Origin of the sequence: Roseburia inulinivorans DSM 16841 (assembly GCF_000174195.1) — a bacterium.
Taxonomy (GTDB): domain Bacteria; phylum Bacillota; class Clostridia; order Lachnospirales; family Lachnospiraceae; genus Roseburia; species Roseburia inulinivorans.
The window spans coordinates 1-20,521 of the sequence record NZ_ACFY01000132.1 but is presented as its reverse complement, the minus strand read 5'-3'; the positions used below and the strand labels follow the sequence as shown (position 1 = coordinate 20,521).

Annotated in this window: 17 protein-coding genes; 13 read left to right on the top strand and 4 right to left on the bottom strand. The window is 42.6% G+C overall.

Going from position 1 to position 20,521, the window contains the following annotated elements; translation table 11 throughout:
• Positions 1-195 precede the first annotated feature (195 nt).
• Positions 196-1,026, bottom strand: a complete 831-nt coding sequence (locus ROSEINA2194_RS13715; RefSeq protein ID WP_007888366.1) for a hypothetical protein — start codon at positions 1,024-1,026, stop codon at positions 196-198.
• Between the two features lie 219 nt (positions 1,027-1,245).
• On the opposite strand from ROSEINA2194_RS13715, the gene ROSEINA2194_RS13710 reads away from it, so the two are divergent.
• The 11 genes from ROSEINA2194_RS13710 to ROSEINA2194_RS13660 all read left to right on the top strand — a co-directional run bounded on the left by ROSEINA2194_RS13710 (position 1,246) and on the right by ROSEINA2194_RS13660 (position 14,366).
• A complete protein-coding gene (locus tag ROSEINA2194_RS13710; RefSeq protein ID WP_007888364.1) occupies positions 1,246-2,094 on the top strand; it encodes a hypothetical protein in 849 nt (282 codons plus the stop codon).
• A gap of 13 nt (positions 2,095-2,107) precedes the next feature.
• Entirely contained in the window at positions 2,108-4,762 is a 2,655-nt protein-coding gene (locus tag ROSEINA2194_RS13705) for a DEAD/DEAH box helicase (RefSeq protein WP_007888362.1), read from the top strand.
• Positions 4,759-5,379, top strand: coding sequence for a methylated-DNA--[protein]-cysteine S-methyltransferase (locus ROSEINA2194_RS13700; RefSeq protein ID WP_007888361.1), 621 nt, complete (start codon positions 4,759-4,761; stop codon positions 5,377-5,379). The genes ROSEINA2194_RS13705 and ROSEINA2194_RS13700 overlap by 4 nt, the downstream gene beginning before the upstream one ends.
• 313 nt (positions 5,380-5,692) lie before the next feature.
• Complete coding sequence (locus ROSEINA2194_RS13695; RefSeq protein WP_044928168.1) at positions 5,693-6,967, top strand: ATP-binding protein; 1,275 nt, start codon at positions 5,693-5,695, stop codon at positions 6,965-6,967.
• A gap of 28 nt (positions 6,968-6,995) precedes the next feature.
• Positions 6,996-9,206: an ATP-dependent helicase gene (locus ROSEINA2194_RS13690; RefSeq protein WP_321576004.1), complete on the top strand. Its 2,211-nt coding sequence runs from the start codon at positions 6,996-6,998 to the stop codon at positions 9,204-9,206.
• 177 nt (positions 9,207-9,383) lie between these two features.
• Positions 9,384-10,568 (top strand): cysteine desulfurase NifS, encoded by a 1,185-nt coding sequence (gene nifS, locus ROSEINA2194_RS13685; RefSeq protein WP_007888355.1) that lies wholly within the window; start codon positions 9,384-9,386, stop codon positions 10,566-10,568.
• Between the two features lie 70 nt (positions 10,569-10,638).
• Positions 10,639-11,082: a Fe-S cluster assembly scaffold protein NifU gene (nifU, locus tag ROSEINA2194_RS13680; RefSeq protein ID WP_007888354.1), complete on the top strand. Its 444-nt coding sequence runs from the start codon at positions 10,639-10,641 to the stop codon at positions 11,080-11,082.
• Positions 11,083-11,265: 183 nt separating this feature from the next.
• Entirely contained in the window at positions 11,266-11,904 is a 639-nt protein-coding gene (gene lepB / locus ROSEINA2194_RS13675) for a signal peptidase I (protein WP_007888353.1), read from the top strand.
• Between the two features lie 15 nt (positions 11,905-11,919).
• Positions 11,920-13,083: a cation diffusion facilitator family transporter gene (locus tag ROSEINA2194_RS13670; protein ID WP_007888352.1), complete on the top strand. Its 1,164-nt coding sequence runs from the start codon at positions 11,920-11,922 to the stop codon at positions 13,081-13,083.
• A 180-nt stretch (positions 13,084-13,263) separates the two neighbouring features.
• Positions 13,264-13,770 carry a sigma-70 family RNA polymerase sigma factor gene (locus tag ROSEINA2194_RS13665; RefSeq protein WP_007888331.1) on the top strand — a complete coding sequence of 169 codons (507 nt, stop codon included), beginning with the start codon at positions 13,264-13,266 and terminating at the stop codon, positions 13,768-13,770.
• A gap of 47 nt (positions 13,771-13,817) precedes the next feature.
• Positions 13,818-14,366, top strand: coding sequence for a hypothetical protein (locus ROSEINA2194_RS13660; RefSeq protein ID WP_007888321.1), 549 nt, complete (start codon positions 13,818-13,820; stop codon positions 14,364-14,366).
• Positions 14,367-14,413: 47 nt separating this feature from the next.
• Here the strand turns inward: ROSEINA2194_RS13660 and ROSEINA2194_RS13655 are convergent, their stop codons facing one another.
• The 3 genes from ROSEINA2194_RS13655 to ROSEINA2194_RS13645 form a co-directional block, all read right to left on the bottom strand.
• Positions 14,414-16,624: an LTA synthase family protein gene (locus ROSEINA2194_RS13655; RefSeq protein WP_081453922.1), complete on the bottom strand. Its 2,211-nt coding sequence runs from the start codon at positions 16,622-16,624 to the stop codon at positions 14,414-14,416.
• A gap of 379 nt (positions 16,625-17,003) precedes the next feature.
• The gene (locus tag ROSEINA2194_RS13650; RefSeq protein WP_007888318.1) at positions 17,004-17,357 is read right to left on the bottom strand and encodes a metal-sensing transcriptional repressor; all 354 of its coding nucleotides are present in this window, start codon (positions 17,355-17,357) and stop codon (positions 17,004-17,006) included.
• 23 nt (positions 17,358-17,380) lie between these two features.
• Positions 17,381-18,430 carry a zinc ribbon domain-containing protein gene (locus ROSEINA2194_RS13645; protein WP_044928165.1) on the bottom strand — a complete coding sequence of 350 codons (1,050 nt, stop codon included), beginning with the start codon at positions 18,428-18,430 and terminating at the stop codon, positions 17,381-17,383.
• Between the two features lie 418 nt (positions 18,431-18,848).
• Between ROSEINA2194_RS13645 and sdaAB the strand changes: the two genes are divergently transcribed.
• On the top strand, positions 18,849-19,508 hold the full coding sequence (gene sdaAB, locus ROSEINA2194_RS13640; protein WP_021923128.1) for an L-serine ammonia-lyase, iron-sulfur-dependent subunit beta: 660 nt from the start codon (positions 18,849-18,851) through the stop codon (positions 19,506-19,508).
• Between the two features lie 87 nt (positions 19,509-19,595).
• Positions 19,596-20,468: an L-serine ammonia-lyase, iron-sulfur-dependent, subunit alpha gene (sdaAA, locus tag ROSEINA2194_RS13635; protein ID WP_007888313.1), complete on the top strand. Its 873-nt coding sequence runs from the start codon at positions 19,596-19,598 to the stop codon at positions 20,466-20,468.
• The last annotated feature ends 53 nt before the right edge of the window (positions 20,469-20,521 follow it).

Here is a 20,521-nt window from a genome sequence, read left to right as displayed (position 1 = left end):
AAATCAAAGCCAACCAAAGTTCCATAACGTAAATTGCAGATTTTGTGGTGCAATTCACAGCGTTGATTGGGCATGTATAAGAGTTCTCTCACAAGTCATTCACAGCGTAAATGAAAAGAAAAACGATATAAACAAATATTATTTTCTTCGTGAGCTATGAAGATGGGATTCTAAAAATATTTTCCCATGGTGAAATTATAGAACACTTCCAGAGCTGACGCTTCCATTGAAAGAGGCTGCTGCGGCAGATGAGCCACTGTCGCAGGTGGCTGTATCTACAGTGCCTGCATCGGCGGTGGCATTTAACTCGGCATTCATCTGAGCTTCCGTTTGTGCTTCCATCTGCTGTAATTCACTCATCTGCAGTCCGACATAAGACAGATCGACGGTTGCTGCACCGGCTGCAGTGGAAATACCGCCGTGTTTGTAATCCATAGTATTTTGCAGATATTTCATATCCGCTTCGTTGATGTTGCTGCGCTCTTCATTGCGGTGCATACGGCGTTTGCGGATGATTTCCTGACGTCTTGATTTCTCTTTCTGTACCTGCTGAATCTCCTCTGTCGCCATCTTTTGTTTCAGATCATTTTCTTTCTGGTGGACGCGGCGTTTCACTTCGGACTTCTGCTGCATTTCTTTTGCTGATTTTTCACGTTCATATTTCCGCTGTAAATTTTCTTCCTGTTTCAGATTAGACACCTTGGACTGGGCGCATTTTACCATTCTTTTTGCGTGTGCGAGGGCAATCTGTACCTCACTGTCATCATATTCCCCGGTTCCGAGGCAGTGCTGTAAATTATTGACTGTACTTTTTGCCTTGGTGAGAACCGCAGCGGCAGTCCGCGACTTTGTGGCGCGGATAAGCTGTGAGGAGATTTGTTTTGCATTATAATTAAGAGATTTTTTGGTTGACTTCCTTGTGCTAAAGGAACTGCTTTTGGAAATTCCAGTGTTTCTTGTGTTGATCGTGGCAGTGGAGAATCCATTCATCGTTCCGCCCAAATAATTGTTTACGGTTAAGTTCATCTTTATTTCCTCCGTGAAATAAATTAGACAACTTGTTTCGATAACTTATATATCGGTAAGTTGGGGGATTTTGTTCAGTGTATCTAAGTGCTTTTGGTTGCATGAAAATTTAAAAGAGGATATACTTTTTTATATATTTTAGCAAAAATGTATGGAATTTTTGCAGATAAGACAGGGATGCCTGTCCGATGAAGTTGTAGTATAAAGGAGCACACATACATGGAAAACGAAAAACAGAAAAAGATTTTATTTGCGCTGATTCCAATTGTGATTGCATTACTGTCATTTTTTGTGATCGCGCGGTTTACTTCTTCGACAGAATTTAATGCGAAGACAATCCAGTCATTGGACGATAAGAAAACAACCGTCATGGAGCTTGCCGCAGCATCTACAGCGGCATCAGCAGCGATCACATTGATTCCGGGGGATGTCGGAACTCCAATTGCTAACAAGCTGGCAGATTTGAGCAGTTATTTTCTGATTGTATTATGTGCCATTTATTTGGAAAAATATCTGGTGACGATCACCGGATATGCGGCATTTAAGATACTGGTTCCAATTGCATGTGTATTTTTCTCCGGGTATCTGTTGTGGAGGAAAGAGATATTGCGAGTGGTCGCACAGAAATTCCTGCTTTTCGGACTGGCAGTGTATCTTGTGATCCCGGCGAGCGTGAAGGTGGCGGATATGATCGAGACAACCTATGCGTCATCCATCGAGAGTACGATAGAGACTGCGAAGCAGACAACCGATGAGATAGAATCTGAAACAGGAGAAAGTGGACAGGTGGACGATAAGAGCAGCAATGAAAAATCCCAGAGTGATTCAGACAGTGACAGCAAAGAAAATGCCGGTGGATTTTTCTCAGGACTTTTTAATAAAGTGCAGGAAGGAGTGTCCACAGCGACTGCGAATGTGGAGAATGTGTTGAATAACTTTATCGAGGCATTGGCAATTTTGCTTGTGACTTCATGCCTGATTCCGATACTGGTGCTGATTTTCTTTGTGTGGCTGGTAAAGATGCTGCTTGGACTAAATATTGATATTCCGACATCTGTCAGAAAATAGGAAGGACTTTTCCATGGACATCAAAGACTGCATTATTTATGAAAAAACAATCCCTGCTCACCCGGCAGTATACGATGATTTTCCGGAGAATCTGCTGCCGGAACTGGCAGGGTATTTAAAAGAGCACGGAATTGAAAAATTATATTGTCATCAGACGGAAATGTTTGAGAAAGTGACTTCCGGGAAGAATGTTGTTATCACAACATCGACGGCGAGCGGCAAGACATTAAGCTTTCTGCTCCCGGTTTTACAGGACATTTTGAAAAATCCGCTGACAAGGGCAATTTTCATTTACCCGACCAAGGCACTTGCGGCAGATCAGTACCGTGCGATCGCACCTTATCTGGAGTATTTTGGAGAGAACCGTATTGTGGCAGGCGTGTATGATGGGGATACGCCGGTGGCGGAGCGTACAAGAATCCGGCAGAGTGCCAATATCATATTGACAAACCCGGAGATGGTGAATGGGGCTTTTCTGCCGAATCACAGCAAATACGGGTTTGATTTTATTTTTTCCAATTTAAAATACATTGTGATCGATGAGCTGCACACGTATCGTGGAGCGTTCGGTTCGCATCTGGCAAATGTGTTCCGTAGGCTTTCAAGAGTATGCCGTTATTATCATTCCAATCCGCAGTTTCTTTGCAGTTCTGCTACGATCGCTAATCCGGTAGAGCTAGCAACGGAGATTTGTGGAAAGCAGTTTACACTTGTGGATAAGGACGGCTCACCTGCAGCAGAACGTGGATATTATCTCATCCAGCCACCGAAGATCATGGGGAAAGACGATAACTATTATGGTCAGGTTCGCATTACAACGGTAGCTGCAGAGCTTTTGCCGGAACTGATGGATGAAGGGAAAAATTTTATTGCGTTTACGAAGTCCAGAAAGAATGTGGAGATCGTCTTAAAAGAGACGAGAGACCATTTGGAAGCGGAGGGATTTTTAGGCACGCATAAGCCGGATGAAATCTCCGGTTATCGTGGCGGTTACACGCCGCTTGAGCGGAAACAGATTGAAAATCAGATGATCTCGGGAGAACTGATGGGACTTGTTTCCACGAATGCATTAGAACTTGGAATTGATATCGGAAAGATCAGTACCACGGTGTTAGTCGGTTATCCGGGCACCAGAGCCTCATTCTGGCAGCAGACAGGGCGTGCCGGAAGAAGCGGGAAAAGGAGCAGCAACTATCTCATTCTCGACAATCAGCCGTTTGACCAGTACATTGCGCTTGAGCCGGGCTGGCTGTTTGAGGGAAGCAGTGAAAATGCTGTGATCGATAAGAATAATCTGATCATTGAGCTGGCGCATATCCGTGCGGCAGCAGCGGAGATTCCTTTGACGCTTGATGATATTTCCCTGTTTCCGGATCTTGGCGAGGCAATCCCGGTACTTCTCCGCGCTGAGGAACTGTCGAGCCACAATGGAAAATTTGCGTGGTCTGGCGGTGAGTTCCCGGCGGGTGATTTTTCCATGCGCAATATTGACGAAAAGCGCTATAAGCTTCTGCACAAGGACAGCGGAAAAGAGATCACAGAGATGGATGAGAGTCAGGCGTTCCGCGAGCTTCACGATGGTGCGGTCTACATGCATGACGGCGTTGCCTATCAGGTGACAAAGCTTGATCTTGAGAGCCGGACTGCCTATGCAGTGCCATTTAATGGAAATTATTATACAGTCGCGGCAGGGGAAGCGAATGTGAAGATCGTTCACGAGAGTAAAAATATGCCGCTTGCGCGCACAGAGCTTCATTTTGGCGATGTCAATGTGAGCGATTACGTTTATATGTTTAAGAAAATGCAGTTTCACAATCATCAGAATCTTGGCTATGAGCAGTTACCGAAGGCACTCTCCAAAGACTATGATACGGAGAGTACCTGGATGCGTGTGCCGGAGAATGTGGTCAGGGTTTACCGCGGACTGATCCAGGTGAATGAGAATACGAAAATGGTGCGGAACAATTATTATGAGGGCGTCTGTTTTGCATTGAAAAATGCTGCCCGGATGGTGACGATGACAGAGCAGGAGGACATCGGGGTCATTACATCGGCGAATGCACTGGAACTTGCGTTTGACACAAGCTCGGACGTAGACATCTATTTTTACGACAAGTATGTGGGTGGACTTGGATTCTCTGAAAAGATTTATGATAATATGGAAGATATTATCCAAAATGCCGTGAAGCTTGTAAAAGGCTGTGGATGCAAAGACGGCTGTGCCGCCTGTGTGGGAGATCACCGGCTTGACAGGCAGATGGTACTCTTCGGTCTGGAAAACCTGCTGGAACACTGGGATGTCCCGATGGGAGTGAAGACCGCAGAGCATGCGCCGTCCACGTTCAGGAGAAAAGAGTTCTCGTTTGAAAAGTTAGGAGAGCAGTGGCAGGAGTTCTGTAAAAAGATTAGTGAAAACGGAGAGAACTTTGCCGCATTTTTACAGACCGTTCCGGCGGTCGAAGTGAGAGAGCGGATGCTGATCTTAAAACTATCCAGCGCCTTTTATGCAGATTGGGTGATGGAGCCGGGAAACCGCGAGAGCCTTAAGAATATTATCAGTTATTATGCGGATGTGCCGGTTGGATTCCAGATCCAGGTGGCGCTTACGGATGAAGTGAAAGAGCCGGATAAGGACGCGATGGAGAAGATGGAACGGAGGCTAAAATGAAAACAAGAGAAGAAGCAACAAAATACGGACTTTCATTTCCAGACACTTATCTGGAAACGCCGTTCCATGATCCAAACTGGGAGTTAGTGCGTGTGCGTGGAAGCAAAAAGGCATTTTTGTGGGTATATGAGCGGAACGGTTACATTAATATGAATGTGAAAGTGCGCCCGGAGTGGCGCGATTTCTGGAGGGATGCCTATGCGTCCGTGCTTCCGGGATATCATCAGAATAAAGAACACTGGAATACGATCATTTTAGATGGGACAATCCCGGATAAGGATGTGAAGCAGATGATTGCAGAAAGCTATGACATTATCACAGACAGTCCGACAAAGCGTATTTATGAGGCGGTGAAAACCATTCCAAAAGGTAAAGTGGCAACTTACGGCAGGGTGGCAGAGCTTGCCGGAAATCCGAGAATGTCCAGAGCTGTCGGAAATGCCCTGCACCATAACCCGGACCCGGAGCATATCCCATGTTACCGTGTTGTGAATTCCAAGGGAGAATTAGCAGGGGCTTTCGCCTTTGGAGGGGAGCATGTGCAGGAAGAACTGCTGAAAGCAGACGGCATTGAAGTGGTGAATGGCAGAGTGGATTTGAAAAAATATGGAATTTGAGGATTGTAATAATAGATAAGTTCAAAAAGGAATATCCAAAGTGCAGTAAGGAGCAGTTTCTATTTCATTTCATGAAAAGAGAGATAGGAATTGCTTTTTTGACATGTAATCTGAAATCTGTCGGGTTGAAAATTAAAAATCAGTCGGAATTGAAATGCAAAATACATAGGAATAGAAATATAAAATCTATCTGGTTAAAAGTGCAAAATTTATCGTATTAGAATTGAAAAATCTATCGGATTAGAATATAATAAATCTTGAATATATGGGAATAATAGTTCTAGAAACATCCTTTCATTATATGGAGAAAAGTATGAATAAAAGAGATTATAAACCAAGACTGATTGATCGGAAATTAGAAGAATATCTAAACACATTTGGTGCAGTTTGTGTGGAGGGACCAAAGTGGTGTGGAAAAACATGGTCATCTTCTTATCACAGCAATAGTGAGATTATGATAGGTAATCCGGATGGAAATTTTCAGAACAGACAATTGGCGGAAATGAGTCCGGCACTGGTTTTGGATGGGGAAAGTCCAAGACTGATCGACGAATGGCAGGAAGTTCCACCACTGTGGGATGCGGTAAGATATAAAGTAGATCAAAGTGGGGAAAAAGGACAATTCATTCTCACAGGATCAGCAACACCGAACCACAAAGGCATACTGCATAGTGGAGCGGGAAGGATTGCAAGGCTTAGAATGCGTCCAATGTCATTGTACGAGAGTGGCAGCTCAAGCGGGGACATTTCTTTAGAAGCTATTTGTACTGGGGATGCGCCATCAAAGATAACGGGCGAAGTGGATTTAAGGAACATTATTGATTTTATTATCCGCGGTGGATGGCCTGCCAATCAGGAGACAACTTTAAAACAGGCAGCGTATCTGCCGGTGGAATATATTAACGCAGTGCTGGATGATGATGTATACCGGATTGATCATGTAAAAAGAGATAAACATAAAATGCAATTGTTATTGCGTTCACTTGCCAGAAATGAAGCAACAACGGTAACAAATAAAAAGTTAAAAAATGATATGAAAGAAATTGATGATGAAGATATTGATGTAGAAACCGTTGCAAGTTATCTGGATATTTTTGACAGATTATTTTTAACAGATAATCAAAAGCCTTATGATTCGAAATTACGTTCTTCTGTAAGAGTGAAACAGGCTGAAAAAAGACATTTGTCTGATCCGTCATTAGCAGCGGCACTTTTAAAAGCAACACCGGAAATGTTATTGAATGATTTGAATACATTGGGATTTTTGTTTGAAGCTCTCTGTGAGAGAGACATGAAAATTTATGCAGAATCGTTCGATGCGGAATTATATCACTATCAGGACTATAATAACAACGAAATGGATGCGGTTATCTCAATGCCGAATGGAGAATGGTGCGGTTTCGAGATAAAACTTGGGGCAAATCAGATTGATGCGGCGGCACAAAATTTAACACGTATCCGTAATGAGATAAGGAAAGATGGGGGAAAAGAGCCGGCAGCCTTATGTGTTGTCTGTGGACTTTCCAATGCAGCATATATGCGCCCGGATGGAGTCTATGTAGTGCCAATCACAGCATTGAAAAATTAATTTGTTATAGAAAAAGCAGGGAACACCATTGAATTTGAATTACACACAACAGCTACAACGTCTAAATGAATACCAGAAAGCAGCCGTTTTCGATGAGAGCAGCGCCTGTCTTGTGAACGCCAATGTGGGAAGCGGTAAGACGACGGTTCTTATCACAAAGGTCATGTATCTGCATTACGAGAAGCAGATTCCATATGAACAGATGGTCGTTCTGACTTTTACGAATAAGGCTGCGGATGAGATCAAAGAGCGTCTGTATGCGCTGGAGCCGGAGATCAAAGAGGAACAGTTGTGGGGCTTTGGAACATTTCACAGTGTGTGTCTTACGATGTTGAAGAAAATGCTTCCAGTGGAAAATCTGGGTTATACCAAAGAATTTATGGTGATGGATCCGGACGAAGAACTTGAGATGGCAGAGCAGTTGATCTTAACTTATCAGCTGAAAATCAAATATAAAAACCGGCTGAAAAAGCGTCTGGAACAGAAAAACAGCAAATATCAGGATGATATTGAAAAATTAAAGGCATTGCTAAAGGAAGAAAAGAGACGTCAGGATAAAATGACGTTTGATGAGCTGCTGGACAACACATGTAAATTGGTGAAGATGTCAGCAGAAATAGAAGAAGTATCAAAAAAGAATGCGAACTTGCAAGACAACGAGAATACAGGAATGCAAGATATCTCCTGGATCATCGTGGACGAAGTGCAGGACAGCGATGAGAAACAGTTAGAGCTCATCGACTGCCTGAAAAAAACACAGACCTGTTTTTTCGCAGTAGGTGATCCGAATCAGGTCATTTACAGTTGGCGTGGAAGTGCTTTTCATATTTTTTATCAGCTGAAGACCAAGTATCAGGCAACGGAGCTGACACTTCCGGTAAATTACCGTTCCAGCAGTGAAATCCTTGCAGTGGCACGGTGCTTTATGCAGCAGGGAGGCACATTGCAGGGCGGCAGGGAGAGCGGTGATAAAATTCAGATCCGGAATATGTATGATCCGTTTCAGGAGGCAGACTATCTTGCAGGCAGGATCAGGGAACTGCATGCGTCAGGACTTCCATATCGGGAAATAGCAATCTTTTACCGTTTGCAGAATCAATCGGAAATTTTTGAACATGTTTTTGAAAAAGAAGGCATTCCATTTGAAGTTTCGTTAAAAAAGACTGTGAAAGACATCCCGGTTCTGGACTGGCTGATCAAGGTACTGCGTTTTTCTGTCAATCCGAAAGATAAAAGCTCCGGTATAGCAGCACTTGCGGATAAGAAATATGGAGACGGCATGTCGGTGAAGGAAGCGGAGAAAACGATCAATATTCTGAGTGAAACCCGAAAAACACAGACAGAGATTTTAAAGTCAGAAAATGCGAAAAGCGGATCAGACATCTGTGAAAAAATGCTTGAATTTTCAAAAGTATATGCATCAAAACAGGTTGCACTTCCAGAAGACCTCTGGAGCTATTTTTCTCTGGAAAATCATCTTCATCCAACGACAGCTTCGTATGTAGAAGACAGAACCTATGTCATGGACTTTTTTACTCGCATGATCACCTACCAGAAAGAGCAGCAGAAAAATGTCGTGGAAGGTTTTTCGGAATTTTTAAATATGGCGTCTTTGTATGGAATGAATATTTTGAAAAAAGAGATACATAATGAGAACGATACCGTAAAGCTTATGACACTTCATGCATCCAAAGGGTTGGAATTTTCCCATGTTTTTATCACAGGTGTGAATTATGGGCTGATTCCATTGCAGACCAAAAGTTTTGAGGAGGAAGAGGAGGAACAGCGTCTCTTTTTTGTCGGAATCACAAGGGCGAAAGAACATCTGGAACTTTCCTATTACACAAGTCCGGGACAGTACCGGGCAGCACCCGGGCCGAGCAGATATCTGCGCATGATACCGGGAAATCTGGTCGAAGGACAGGAGAAGGACAGGGAGTCCTCGGCAACGCATTTACAGGATCTGAAGCGCCAGATCCTTGCAGAGCGTGGAGAGCATAGAGAACTGCAGGAAGCCGGCAAAATATCAGGGGGCAAAAATCCATCGGAGAATACAGGAACAAAGAACATTTCGGTAGGAAATGAAACTGTAACCACAGAAAAACGCCGCGTCCGTCATCCAAAATACGGCACAGGTTCCGTGGTAAGAGAGGATGACATGATGCTCACTGTTGACTTTGACGATTATGGAGAAAAAGAACTCATGAAAATGTTCAGCGGTCTGGAAGAATTGCCGTGATACTTATATATTGTCAGGTATCGGGCGGCTATGAAAAAGAATTGCGTACTTGTACAAAAAAGAAAACAATTCCTACCTTGACAAGGGGAAATAATGCGTTATAATACTTATATCATATCAAATAACTAGGAAATATCAATTACAAACTAATTTAGAGATAGAAAGAGGTACAAAGATATGAGTAAACTGATTTACTTAGATAATGCGGCAACAACGCAGGTATATCCGGAAGTGTTACAGGAGATGCTTCCATATTTTTCAGAAGTATACAGCAATCCATCTGCAATTTACAGTTTTGCATCTGAGAGCAAAAAGGCAGTTGATAAAGCAAGGACTTCCGTGGCAGAACTGATCAATGCGAAGACAGATGAGATTTATTTTACAGGTGGCGGCAGCGAGTCTGATAATTGGGCATTAAAGGCAACCGCAGACGCTTATGCGTCCAAAGGAAAACACATCATCACAAGCACGATCGAACATCACGCGATCCTTCACACCTGTGCTTACCTGGAGAAAAAAGGTTTTGAGATCACATATGTGAACGTTGACGAAAACGGTAAAGTAAAACTGGACGAGTTAGAGGCAGCAATCCGTCCTGATACAATCCTGATTTCCATAATGACAGCAAATAACGAGATCGGAACCATCCAGCCGGTCAGGGAGATCGGACGTATCGCACATGAACATGGCGTATTATTCCACACGGACGCAGTACAGGCATTTGGACATATTCCGATCGATGTGGATGAGATGAACATTGATATGCTGAGTGCCAGCGGCCACAAGATCAACGGACCAAAGGGAATCGGCGTAATGTATATCAGAAAAGGCGTGAAGATTCTTTCCTTCATCCACGGTGGTGCGCAGGAGAGAAAACGTAGAGCCGGAACTCTGAACGTACCGGGTATCGTAGGTATCGGCAAAGCAGCCGAGATCGCAAAAAATACCATGGCAGAGAGAAGTGCAAAAGAGATCAGCTTAAGAGATCACCTGATCGACCGTATTTTAACAGAAATCCCATATGTGAGATTGAACGGTGACAGACATGACCGTCTGCCAAACAACGTAAACGTATGTTTCCGTTATATCGAGGGTGAGTCCATGCTGATCTTATTAGATCAGGCAGGTGTCTGTGCATCCAGTGGTTCTGCATGTACTTCCGGATCCTTAGACCCGTCTCATGTATTGCTTGCGATCGGACTTCCTCATGAGATCGCACACGGTTCTCTTCGTCTGACACTTTCTGAGAAGAATACCGTTGAAGAAATCGATTTTGTTGTAGACGAGTTAAAGAAGATCATTGAACGCTTGAGAAGCATGTCCCCATTATATGAGGATTTCGTAAAAAAACAGAATAAATAAATTTTTCAATCACATGATTTTACAGTGATCAAAATAACAGGTTATATTCAAAGAAAGCAGGATAAAAAGTATGTATAGTGAAAAAGTAATGGATCATTTTAACAACCCAAGAAACGTTGGAGAGATTGAGAATCCAAGCGGTGTCGGTACCGTTGGTAATGCAAAATGCGGCGACATCATGAGAATGTATCTTGACATTGATGATAACGGGATCATCCAGGATGTAAAGTTTAAAACATTTGGATGTGGCGCAGCCGTTGCAACAAGCAGTATGGCAACCGAACTTGTAAAGGGAAAAACCGTACAGCAGGCACTGGAAGTGACAAATAAAGCCGTTATGGAAGCTTTAGACGGACTTCCACCGGTGAAGGTTCACTGCAGCCTGTTGGCAGAGGAAGCAATTCACGCTGCATTATGGGATTACGCAGAGAAAAACCATATCACGATCGAGGGACTGGAGAAACCGGTGAACGATATTTCTGAGAAAGAAGAAGGCGAAGAGGAAGAGTACTAAGCGCTTTTTCCGGAAGGCACATCAGACTGTCAGGCAGATTTATGAAAAGGTAAACTGCCGGCAGTCTTTTTTGTGCAACAGGAAAATTCTCATATCTATTTCATTCCAGTTATGGTAAAATATAGCTATTGCAAAAAGCAGAATAGCAGATTATAAGGAAAATGAATTGAGGATAAAAAGATAATGGAAGATTTACAGGTAGAAGATTTTAATGATCCAATAGAACATAAAGCTGAGCAGACGGCAGACGGTATTAAGACACCGGAAAAGCAGGAGAGTGATGAGGAACAAACCTCCATTTTCAAAGAGATCATGAGCTGGGTGATCCCATTTGCAATTGCCTTAGTGGCAGCGCTTCTCATCAAAAACTTTCTGATCATCAATGCGGACGTTCCAACCGGATCGATGGAGAATACAATCCTGCCGGGAGACCGTTTTATCGGAAACCGTCTTGCATATGTGTTTGGAGAGCCAGAGAGAGGGGATATTATTGTATTCCGGTATCCAGATGACGAGAGTGAGATTTATGTGAAGCGTGTGATCGGGCTTCCGGGGGATACCATCGCTATTGAGGATGGAAAAATATATATCAATGGATCGACAGAGCCTTTACAGGAGGACTATCTGAAAGAAGAATGGACTGTTGCCACAGGTCCATATACATTTGAGGTGCCGGAGGGATCGTACTTCATGATGGGAGATAACAGGAATGATTCCTGGGATGCGAGATATTGGAGTAACACTTATGTGACAAAAGACAAAATTTTAGGAAAGGCACTTTTTACTTACTGGCCTTTTGCACATTTTGGAAAACTGGAATAAAAAAGGAAGAGTGACATGGTAACATTATTAGCAAAAATATTTATCAAAGACTCAGAAGATAAAATAAAACAGCGCGAGGCATACGGAATGCTGTGCGGTGTGATCGGTATATTATTTAATGTACTGCTTTTTATCGGTAAATTTCTCGCAGGAACTTTAAGCAATTCCATTGCGATCACAGCAGATGCCTTTAACAACCTTTCAGATGCAGGTTCTTCGATCGTGACACTGCTTGGCTTCAAGCTTGCAGGGGCAAAACCGGATACGGAGCATCCATTTGGACATGGAAGGATTGAGTATGTTTCAGGTCTGGTTGTGGCTGCGGCAATCCTTTTGATGGGTTACGAACTCGTCCGTGACTCCATCGGAAAAATCATGCATCCGGAGGAAACAGAGTTCACGCTCCTTGTGGCAGTGATCCTGATCGCATCCATTCTTGTAAAACTATATATGGCATATTATAACCGTGCTATTGGAAAAAAACTGGATTCTGCAGCGATGAAAGCGGTTGCCACAGACAGTTTAAGTGATACCGCAGCGACAACGGTTGTGCTTCTGGCATCCGTATTCACCCATTTTACAGGAATCAAAATTGATGGCTACTGCGGTCTGGTTGTGGGCTTATTAGTCGGTTATGCAGGTTTTGACGCTGCCAGAGAGACATTAAATCCATTGCTTGGACAGCCGCCGGCACATGAATTTGTAGAAAAAATAGATGAGATCGTAATGTCACATTCGGAAGTATGCGGAATGCATGATCTGATCGTCCATGATTACGGCCCGGGCAGACAGATGATCTCATTGCATGCAGAAGTTCCGGCAGAGGGAAATATTTTGGAACTGCATGATGTGATAGACAATATTGAGAATGAACTGCGCGAGACACTTGGCTGTGAGGCAACGATCCACATGGATCCGGTCGTGACTTCGGATGAGCATGTGAGTGAGACGAAAGCAGCTATGGTATCTCTGATCAAGGCAATTGATGAAGATTTGTCCATTCACGATTTCAGAATGGTGAGTGGTGGGACACATACGAACCTCATTTTTGACATTCTCGCGCCATTTGGATTCCGTCTGACGGACGAGGAACTGCTCACAGAAGTGCTCCAGTCTGTGCATGAACATTTCGGTGATAACTATTACGTGGTGACGAAAATCGATCATTCTTACATATAAAAGTCGTCAATTGATAATCCCCGGATTTTCTTCTGAAATGCCGAGAAAAAGCTATAGACAACATGAAAAACACCAGATTTATTTTTATTTAAATGAATCTGGTGTTTTTACATTATACAAAAAAGTTTTTGAAACCTCATCCCCGGGTTGTGTATCTAATATATGAAAGGTGGGTGAAAGATGAAAAAAGAAGAGTACTCTTTAGTTTATAAAGCAATTCATGGGGACAGTCATGCATACGGCGAATTGATTCATCAGTATAACCCATACTTTTATAAAATAGCATTTTTATATGTAAAAAATGAGGACGCAGCAGTCGAAATTGTTCAGGATAGTGTCTATCAGGGATATCTGAAAATAAAGACACTGAGAAATCCGGAGCTGTTTTCAACATGGATGACCAGAATCATTATGAATAAAGCGGTTCGTTATATAAAACAGAACAAAAAAATTGTGGAATACGAGGAAGCATTTCATGAGGCTTCACATTCTGAACATGTTGAAGAAAAGCTTGATTTAATGAACGCAGTAAATCGGCTGCCGAAAAAATACAAAGACGTTATCATTCAAAAATATTTTCTGGAAATGTCTGTGGAGGAAATTGCAAAAAAGCAGATGATACCGGAGAATACAGTGACAATCAGATTTCCCAGAATCAGATTGGTTATGAGGGAATCACCAAAATAAAATCAGATGACAAAATTTATTCCTTAAATGATTGTGGAGCGGCAGGTGTGACCGGTAAATATGTGGATGAAAATACGTTTGCAGGATCACAGTATTTTGATCTTTCGGGAAAAGAATTTCCAGATCAGTTTCAATTGGAAATCTATATTTATAAGGTAACACTGATTGCAGAAAATGTAAAAAACCAAAATATTTCCATATGGGGACAATGGAAATTTTCAATCCCGATACAGGTCAACAAAGAAGATGTTACCATGTACGAAGTAAATGAATGGAACGAAGGATATTCCATAGATGAAGTGATTGTAACACCAATTATTACGACGATTAAAACGACTCACCCGGATATATACAGAGACAATTTCAATTATGATGTGCTTGTATATGGGGATGAAAATGGTACAGAAGAACTCACTATGCAGGGATTCTATGATGAAACGAAAGGTGTCTTTAAGGGTTCAACCAAAGATATTGCAACAGATTTGTATATTTATGTCATAGATGAAAGCAGGATGAGTAAAAAGAAAACGGACACAGATTTCAGGGAAGAATTGGAGCAGAGAGCGATTGTGCGTAAAGTGATTCATTTGCAATAAGAAAATCCCGGATGTAGATTTTCATACATCCGGGATTCTTTCTATGATTAATTATTTTCCTGAGTGTTTGTAGTCTCAGAATTTGCGGTTTCAGAGTTTTCCGTTTCGGAGGACTCTGTCTCGTTTACCTCGGTAGGTTCTTCGGTTTCTGTTGTAATGACATCAGGATCTTCATAAATTACCTCATCATTGCTTGCCCGTAAGATAATGCCCTGGGAACCGGTGATACTTACGGAAATCACATCGCCATCGGAAACATTATCCAGAGAAGTTGTCAGGATTCCGGAGGTAAGGTAAGTGGTAGGAACCTTCTCGCCATTTACAAAAATCTTGGCATTCTTTGTAAAGTTGGAACCGTAAACCGCTAAGGTATTATTCAATACATTTTTGCGGACGGATGTTACATTGACGTCTTCCACGTCCATGACAAGATCCGTTGCCGGATATAAATCCTCGCCGTTGTAAGCATATCTCTCACCGTAGAGAAGGTCATACTGGAGATTGTCAAGACCATTCTGGTAAGTGGAGGAATCTGCCTGTGTCTGTGTGTAAGTAAACATGGTGCCTTCATGGATACCCATCTGACCGGTAATGTGTGCTAATAACTGGTAAGCAGTAAGATCAGCGTCCTGTTTTGGAAGACCGAAATTATTCCAGGTTGCATATTTTGTCTTGAAAATATCACCGGATTTCATATCGGAATCTTCAAGACCCATCGTAGGAAGGTGATCGCCAAACATAACAATAATGGTATCCTCACCGCGGCGGTTGACTGCATCAATGAGGTTTGCAATGAAGTTATCTGTGTTGTGGATCATGTTTACATAATATTCCCACTGATTATTGGAGGCTTCATCGGCAGCTCCGGTTACAGTGATCTCCGGGTTCTCAATAATCTTTTCAGCAGGGTAATCGCCGTGGGAACCAACCGTGATCGTGTATACAAAGTCGGACTGATTTTCGGTTGCATCCATAGCTTTTACCGTCTCATTTACAAGAACTTTATCGGTTGGCCAGCTTCCACTTGGTGTGTACTCGGTAATGTTCATTAACTCTTTACTTGTAAATGTGTCAAATCCCATTTTTGAAAATGCATTGTTTCTGCTGTAGAAGGTAGCAGTGTTGTTATGTACTACATGTGTGCCGTAACCAATAGAGGAAAGGTCAGATGCAATACTTTCAACGCTTGGGCAGTCAGACTGTTTTAAAATTGTTTTGTAAGGATACTCGCCGGTACCAAAGTACTGCATGCTCATACCGGTTAAAACTTCAAATTCTGTATTGGCAGTTCCGGCTCCGACAACAGGTACGGTAAGATAACCGGTGGTGAAGTTCTGCTCTAAACTGTGGAATGTTGGAATCGGATCTTCTGACATCTGAAGGAAATTCACATCATATGGATCGATAAAGGATTCCAGCAAAATACAGATAATATTTGGCTCTTTGCCAGCAGAAACAGTTGTTTCTTCTTTGGAAGAGTCCACTAAAGTTTCAATAGCGTCAATGGTTTCTTTGGAGTAATCATCTGGTTTATTCATTCCACGACCGACAACGCTTGTAGAGAAACCATAAACAAATCCGTAATCAGAGTAACCCTGTGCAATATTTGCAAAGTAAGAGGCAATAATATTAGAACTCTGTGCAGCCTGCGTTGTGATCGGAATACCGACAACTAACAGTGCAACGATCGCAAGTGGGGAAAGTACAACGTGGCGTTTTCCCTGATACTTCGGTCCTTTGATAAAGAAGAGAACCAGAAATATAATGAAAGAAGCAACCACAGCTACTACAACGGTAGCCTCTTCCGCAGTAAAATAATTGGTGTTCTGCATTGCAAACAGGTCTGGAAGCATTTTAAAATCGGTGTAGCTGAATGGAGTTACACGGTTGGAAAGGATGATTCCGTTGACTGTTCCGAGGAAAATCCAGAGTCCGGTGATCAGAACACGAAGCTGTGCTCTTGTCTTAAACAGGTAAACAATTGATAAGGAAGCAAATACAATAAAGGCATTGTAAAGGTAAGCCCATGTATGATTGCCTACGAAGGAAACAGCAGAGAAAAAGTCTCTTCTGGAGATCACTTCTACGGTAAAAGTAATAAAGCATGCTAAAATAAAGTGGAAAATAAGAGAATATTTATTGAAAAATGCAATTCTCTTATAATATTTCTCACTGTGTGGTTTCCTTTTTGGTAATTTGGAAAGAAAAACTTCTGCTTTTTCCTTTACCGGTGCAAATTTCTGGAATAATTTATTCATTTTTTCTTTGACTGACTTGAAATTCTGTTTCATATACCCTCCTTGTTGGCATAGGAAAATACAAAAAATTGATTTTCCTGTCTGCATCTGAGCTTTTTGCAATCGCTTTTGCAAAAAAAATACAGGTGCGTTACATCTATCAGCAGTTATGATAATCTGCAATGAAAAAGAGTTTTAAAAGCTCTTTTATTGTCCAGGTAAAACACATGTAAAATTACAGTAAAAAAATTATTTTTGATACTAGAAGAATATATCGCTTATGAGGGAAAAAAACAATTGGAAAGATAAATAAAAAAGAAGGAAGATTTCAGGATTTTCTATAAAATATGAATAAAAAATGAACAAACTATGACTAAATGAGAACATATAGCACCGGAGGCTATTTCACAAACTTGTTAATAGCCTCGTTTAAGTCTTTTAATACCTGCTCATCACCTGTTTCGATCGCATCTACCAGACAGTGGTTAATGTGATCTTCCAGAATGATTTTACCGATATTGTTAATAGCTGACCGCACTGCCGCAATCTGGATCAGGACTTCACTGCAGTCCCTTCCGTCCTCGATCATGGTCTTAACGGCTTCCATATGCCCAATCGCACGGTTCATACGGTTTAAAACTGCCTTTGTGCTTTCGTGATGGTGAGGGTGGGAATGTGAGTGACCGTGTTCGTGTGCTTCCTCATGCGTGTGTGTATAAACAGTACCGTCCTTGGCGATATGTGTATGTTCCATATGTACTCCTTTGTATTCTATAGTTACCAGTCACTATCCCAGTCTGTTGTTCCGGAATCCCAGCTGTCTCCGGAATCCCAGTCATAACTGCTGTCGGAATCAGAATCGGAAGTATAATGCTCGTCATAGTAACTGCTGTCCTCAAATTCTGTAAAGCTGGAAGTCCATTCGCTATCATCATTGTAGTTGAACTGATAGTCAGTTTTATTTGCTAAGACGTCGTCCGGAATCGAGGATTTGCTGACTTTTTCATAATCGCCACCATAACCGTAGTCTTCGTACTCATACCAGCTATGGCGTGTGTTGGCGTAAATGGTGTCGTTATAGCGATAATAGCTGACATTGTAATAAGCGTGGAGCGGTGCAAATAATAAACAGAAGGAAATGACATAAATCACAACATAAGTCAGTAAAAATGCGCGACCGGACGACTTTTCCCCAATTACGTTATCATGAAATTTTTGCAGGAGAGGAACACGGCCACCAAATTTACCAGCCAGAATTAAACTTGCGATTGTCAGTCCGATTGCAAGAAAAACAGACCAGAACAGGGAAGCTCCGAATCCTTTGGCAAGCATATCGATAATGGCAATGGAGATCAGCCCCACAAAGCCGGCAAAAAAGATTGCAAAAGTGATGAGTATGTTTTTCCGCTTTTCTTTCTTCTGCTCCCGCGTGAGTGTCTGCTGTTGCTTTCTTGTCTGGTTATTTGCCTTCTGATTTAAAATCTCAGATTTTAATTTCAGATAAAGTTCATTGACAGCATAAGCTTCATCCGTGCCCTGATAGCGGATGGCACGTTCGCCGTTTGCCTTGTTTTTGTATACAATGAACTGGTCGCCATCCTGATAAATACCAAATGCTTTTGGTTTCTTATAATTGATGCCAATAAAAAATCTTGTTGTCTCATACGGCGGCAGGTGTCTGTCCTGATACCACTGCTGTAATTCGGCGATTGTTTTTGGTGTTTTATCGGCGGTTCGTTTGACTGCATTGTTTGTTGCCCCGCAAAATGGACATTTATCTGCAGTTTCTTCAATCATGGAACCACAGTATTCGCATTTTATCTGCATTTTCATTTCCTCCCCGGAAGTGGTGTGTTAGTCAGAATAGATTCTGTTTTACCACTTCTATATTATAAGGTAATGATTTAGTACTTTTATATTATTACAGTATAGATTATATTATGACATTTCTTTTTGACAGAATCAATAGAAAAACGTTAGTTATTGCTGTTACTGTTCATTCCTAAATCACTTTCTTACGCAGCAAAACAGCAAGTGTTTTACTGCCGGGCAAACAGTAACGCTTGCATTTCCTATATAAAGCAGATATAATTTCTACATCAGAATAAAAATGTTTCATCAACAAAAACTATACGATGGGGTATATCAGATTTGGTATACCCTGTTTTTTGCTTCGCAAAACAAGGAGACTAAATCCTCTGCTCACCAGAGGGTTCGCATTTTGCTTCGCAAAACAAGGAGGATTATGAATTTATTAGATATTATTGGACCGGTCATGGTTGGACCGTCCAGCTCCCATACAGCGGGAGCAGTAAAAATCGGGCGAGTCTGTCACAAACTGCTTGCAGAAAAAGTGGTAAGGGCAGATATTTATTTTCACGGATCATTTCTGGCAACAGGAAAAGGGCATGGAACGGATAAGGCGGTTGTGGCAGGGCTTCTGGGAATGCAGGTGGATGACCCGGCGATTCCGCACAGCTTTGAAATCGCGGAGCGTGAGGGATTGCAGTTCACACTGTCCGGGATCGATCTTGGGGATGTGCATCCAAATTCTGTCAAACTGGAACTTACAGGCGAATCAGGAAGAACGCTGGAGGTAATCGCGGCATCCATCGGGGGCGGACGTATTGAAATCTGTGAGATCGATGGTCTGACAGCAAATTTCAGTGGAGATTATCCGACACTGATCGTGCATAATATTGACCAGCCGGGGCATGTTACAGAGGTGACATCCATGCTTGCCCACAAATCGGTCAACATCGCAACGATGCAGTTATACCGTGCAAGCCGCGGTGGAAATGCAGTTATGGTCATCGAGTGTGATCAGGAAATTCCGGCGGATGCACTCAAGTGGTTAGAACGGATGGAAGGAATTTTAAAAGTAACCTATCTGAGTTTACTGTAAATAAATTTCTTGTATTTGCGAAACTCAGATTTATGTGATGAATGTTGTGTAAATGTGACAAAATTTGTAAAAATCAGGAGAAGAATCATGTATAAATCCTTGGAAGAAATATGCGAAATGACAACAAAAGAAGGAAAGCCCTTCTGGAAAATCGTGCAGGAAGATGATTGCAGGGAGCAGGGAATCAGCGAGGGAGAAGCCTTTGAGCAGATGCGGGGCATGTATCAGGCAATGCGTGAGGCAGATGACAATTATGATGGAAAGCTGAAGTCTGCAAGCGGTCTGGTGGGAACAGACGGGGAAAAAATGCATGCAGCAAGAGAAGCAGGAACTTTGCTCTGTGGAAAATTTATTGGAAAAGTGATGGAAAAAGCTTTAAAGACAGGTGAATCCAATGCCTGCATGAAACGGATCGTTGCGGCACCGACTGCGGGCTCCTGCGGTGTTGTTCCGGCAGTTTTTCTCACATTAGAAGAGGAAAAACATTTTTCCGAAGAAAAAATGGTGGAAGCCCTTTATGTGGCGGCAGGAATCGGCGGCGTGATCGCAAACAGGGCGTTTCTCGCCGGGGCAGCCGGAGGTTGTCAGGCTGAGATCGGCTCGGCTTCGGCGATGGCGGCTGGAGGAGTGGCATACCTTATGGGTGGAGATGCCGAGCAGATTTCCCATGCAGCAGCCCTGGCATTGAAAAATCTGCTTGGACTTGCCTGTGATCCCGTGGCAGGTCTGGTCGAAGTGCCGTGTGTGAAACGCAATGTGATGGGAGCGGTCAATGCAATGACTTCGTCGGATATGGTCATGGCTGGAATCACAAGTAAAATCCCGCCGGATGAAGTGATAGATGCAATGCGTGCGATTGGACGCAGCATGAGCGAGGATATCCGCGAAACTGGAAAAGGAGGGCTTGCCGGAACTCCGACCGGAGTGGCAATCCGGGAACGAATGGCTGGAACATTATAACCGGAGTTTCACTTACCGTAGAGCAGCAGATTTTGTGGTGCTTTCTTAGGGTG

What these genes read in the sequence shown, in the direction of transcription:
- sdaAB (WP_021923128.1), top strand. Translation starts at nt 18,849, where the DNA reads ATGAATTTATTAGATATTATTGGACCGGTCATGGTTGGACCGTCCAGC.
- ROSEINA2194_RS13670 (WP_007888352.1), top strand. Translation starts at nt 11,920, where the DNA reads ATGGTAACATTATTAGCAAAAATATTTATCAAAGACTCAGAAGATAAA.
- ROSEINA2194_RS13655 (WP_081453922.1), bottom strand. Translation starts at nt 16,624, where the DNA reads ATGAATAAATTATTCCAGAAATTTGCACCGGTAAAGGAAAAAGCAGAA.
- nifS (WP_007888355.1), top strand. Translation starts at nt 9,384, where the DNA reads ATGAGTAAACTGATTTACTTAGATAATGCGGCAACAACGCAGGTATAT.
- ROSEINA2194_RS13650 (WP_007888318.1), bottom strand. Translation starts at nt 17,357, where the DNA reads ATGGAACATACACATATCGCCAAGGACGGTACTGTTTATACACACACG.
- ROSEINA2194_RS13710 (WP_007888364.1), top strand. Translation starts at nt 1,246, where the DNA reads ATGGAAAACGAAAAACAGAAAAAGATTTTATTTGCGCTGATTCCAATT.
- sdaAA (WP_007888313.1), top strand. Translation starts at nt 19,596, where the DNA reads ATGTATAAATCCTTGGAAGAAATATGCGAAATGACAACAAAAGAAGGA.
- ROSEINA2194_RS13695 (WP_044928168.1), top strand. Translation starts at nt 5,693, where the DNA reads ATGAATAAAAGAGATTATAAACCAAGACTGATTGATCGGAAATTAGAA.
- ROSEINA2194_RS13715 (WP_007888366.1), bottom strand. Translation starts at nt 1,026, where the DNA reads ATGAACTTAACCGTAAACAATTATTTGGGCGGAACGATGAATGGATTC.
- lepB (WP_007888353.1), top strand. Translation starts at nt 11,266, where the DNA reads ATGGAAGATTTACAGGTAGAAGATTTTAATGATCCAATAGAACATAAA.
- nifU (WP_007888354.1), top strand. Translation starts at nt 10,639, where the DNA reads ATGTATAGTGAAAAAGTAATGGATCATTTTAACAACCCAAGAAACGTT.
- ROSEINA2194_RS13665 (WP_007888331.1), top strand. Translation starts at nt 13,264, where the DNA reads ATGAAAAAAGAAGAGTACTCTTTAGTTTATAAAGCAATTCATGGGGAC.
- ROSEINA2194_RS13700 (WP_007888361.1), top strand. Translation starts at nt 4,759, where the DNA reads ATGAAAACAAGAGAAGAAGCAACAAAATACGGACTTTCATTTCCAGAC.
- ROSEINA2194_RS13645 (WP_044928165.1), bottom strand. Translation starts at nt 18,430, where the DNA reads ATGCAGATAAAATGCGAATACTGTGGTTCCATGATTGAAGAAACTGCA.
- ROSEINA2194_RS13705 (WP_007888362.1), top strand. Translation starts at nt 2,108, where the DNA reads ATGGACATCAAAGACTGCATTATTTATGAAAAAACAATCCCTGCTCAC.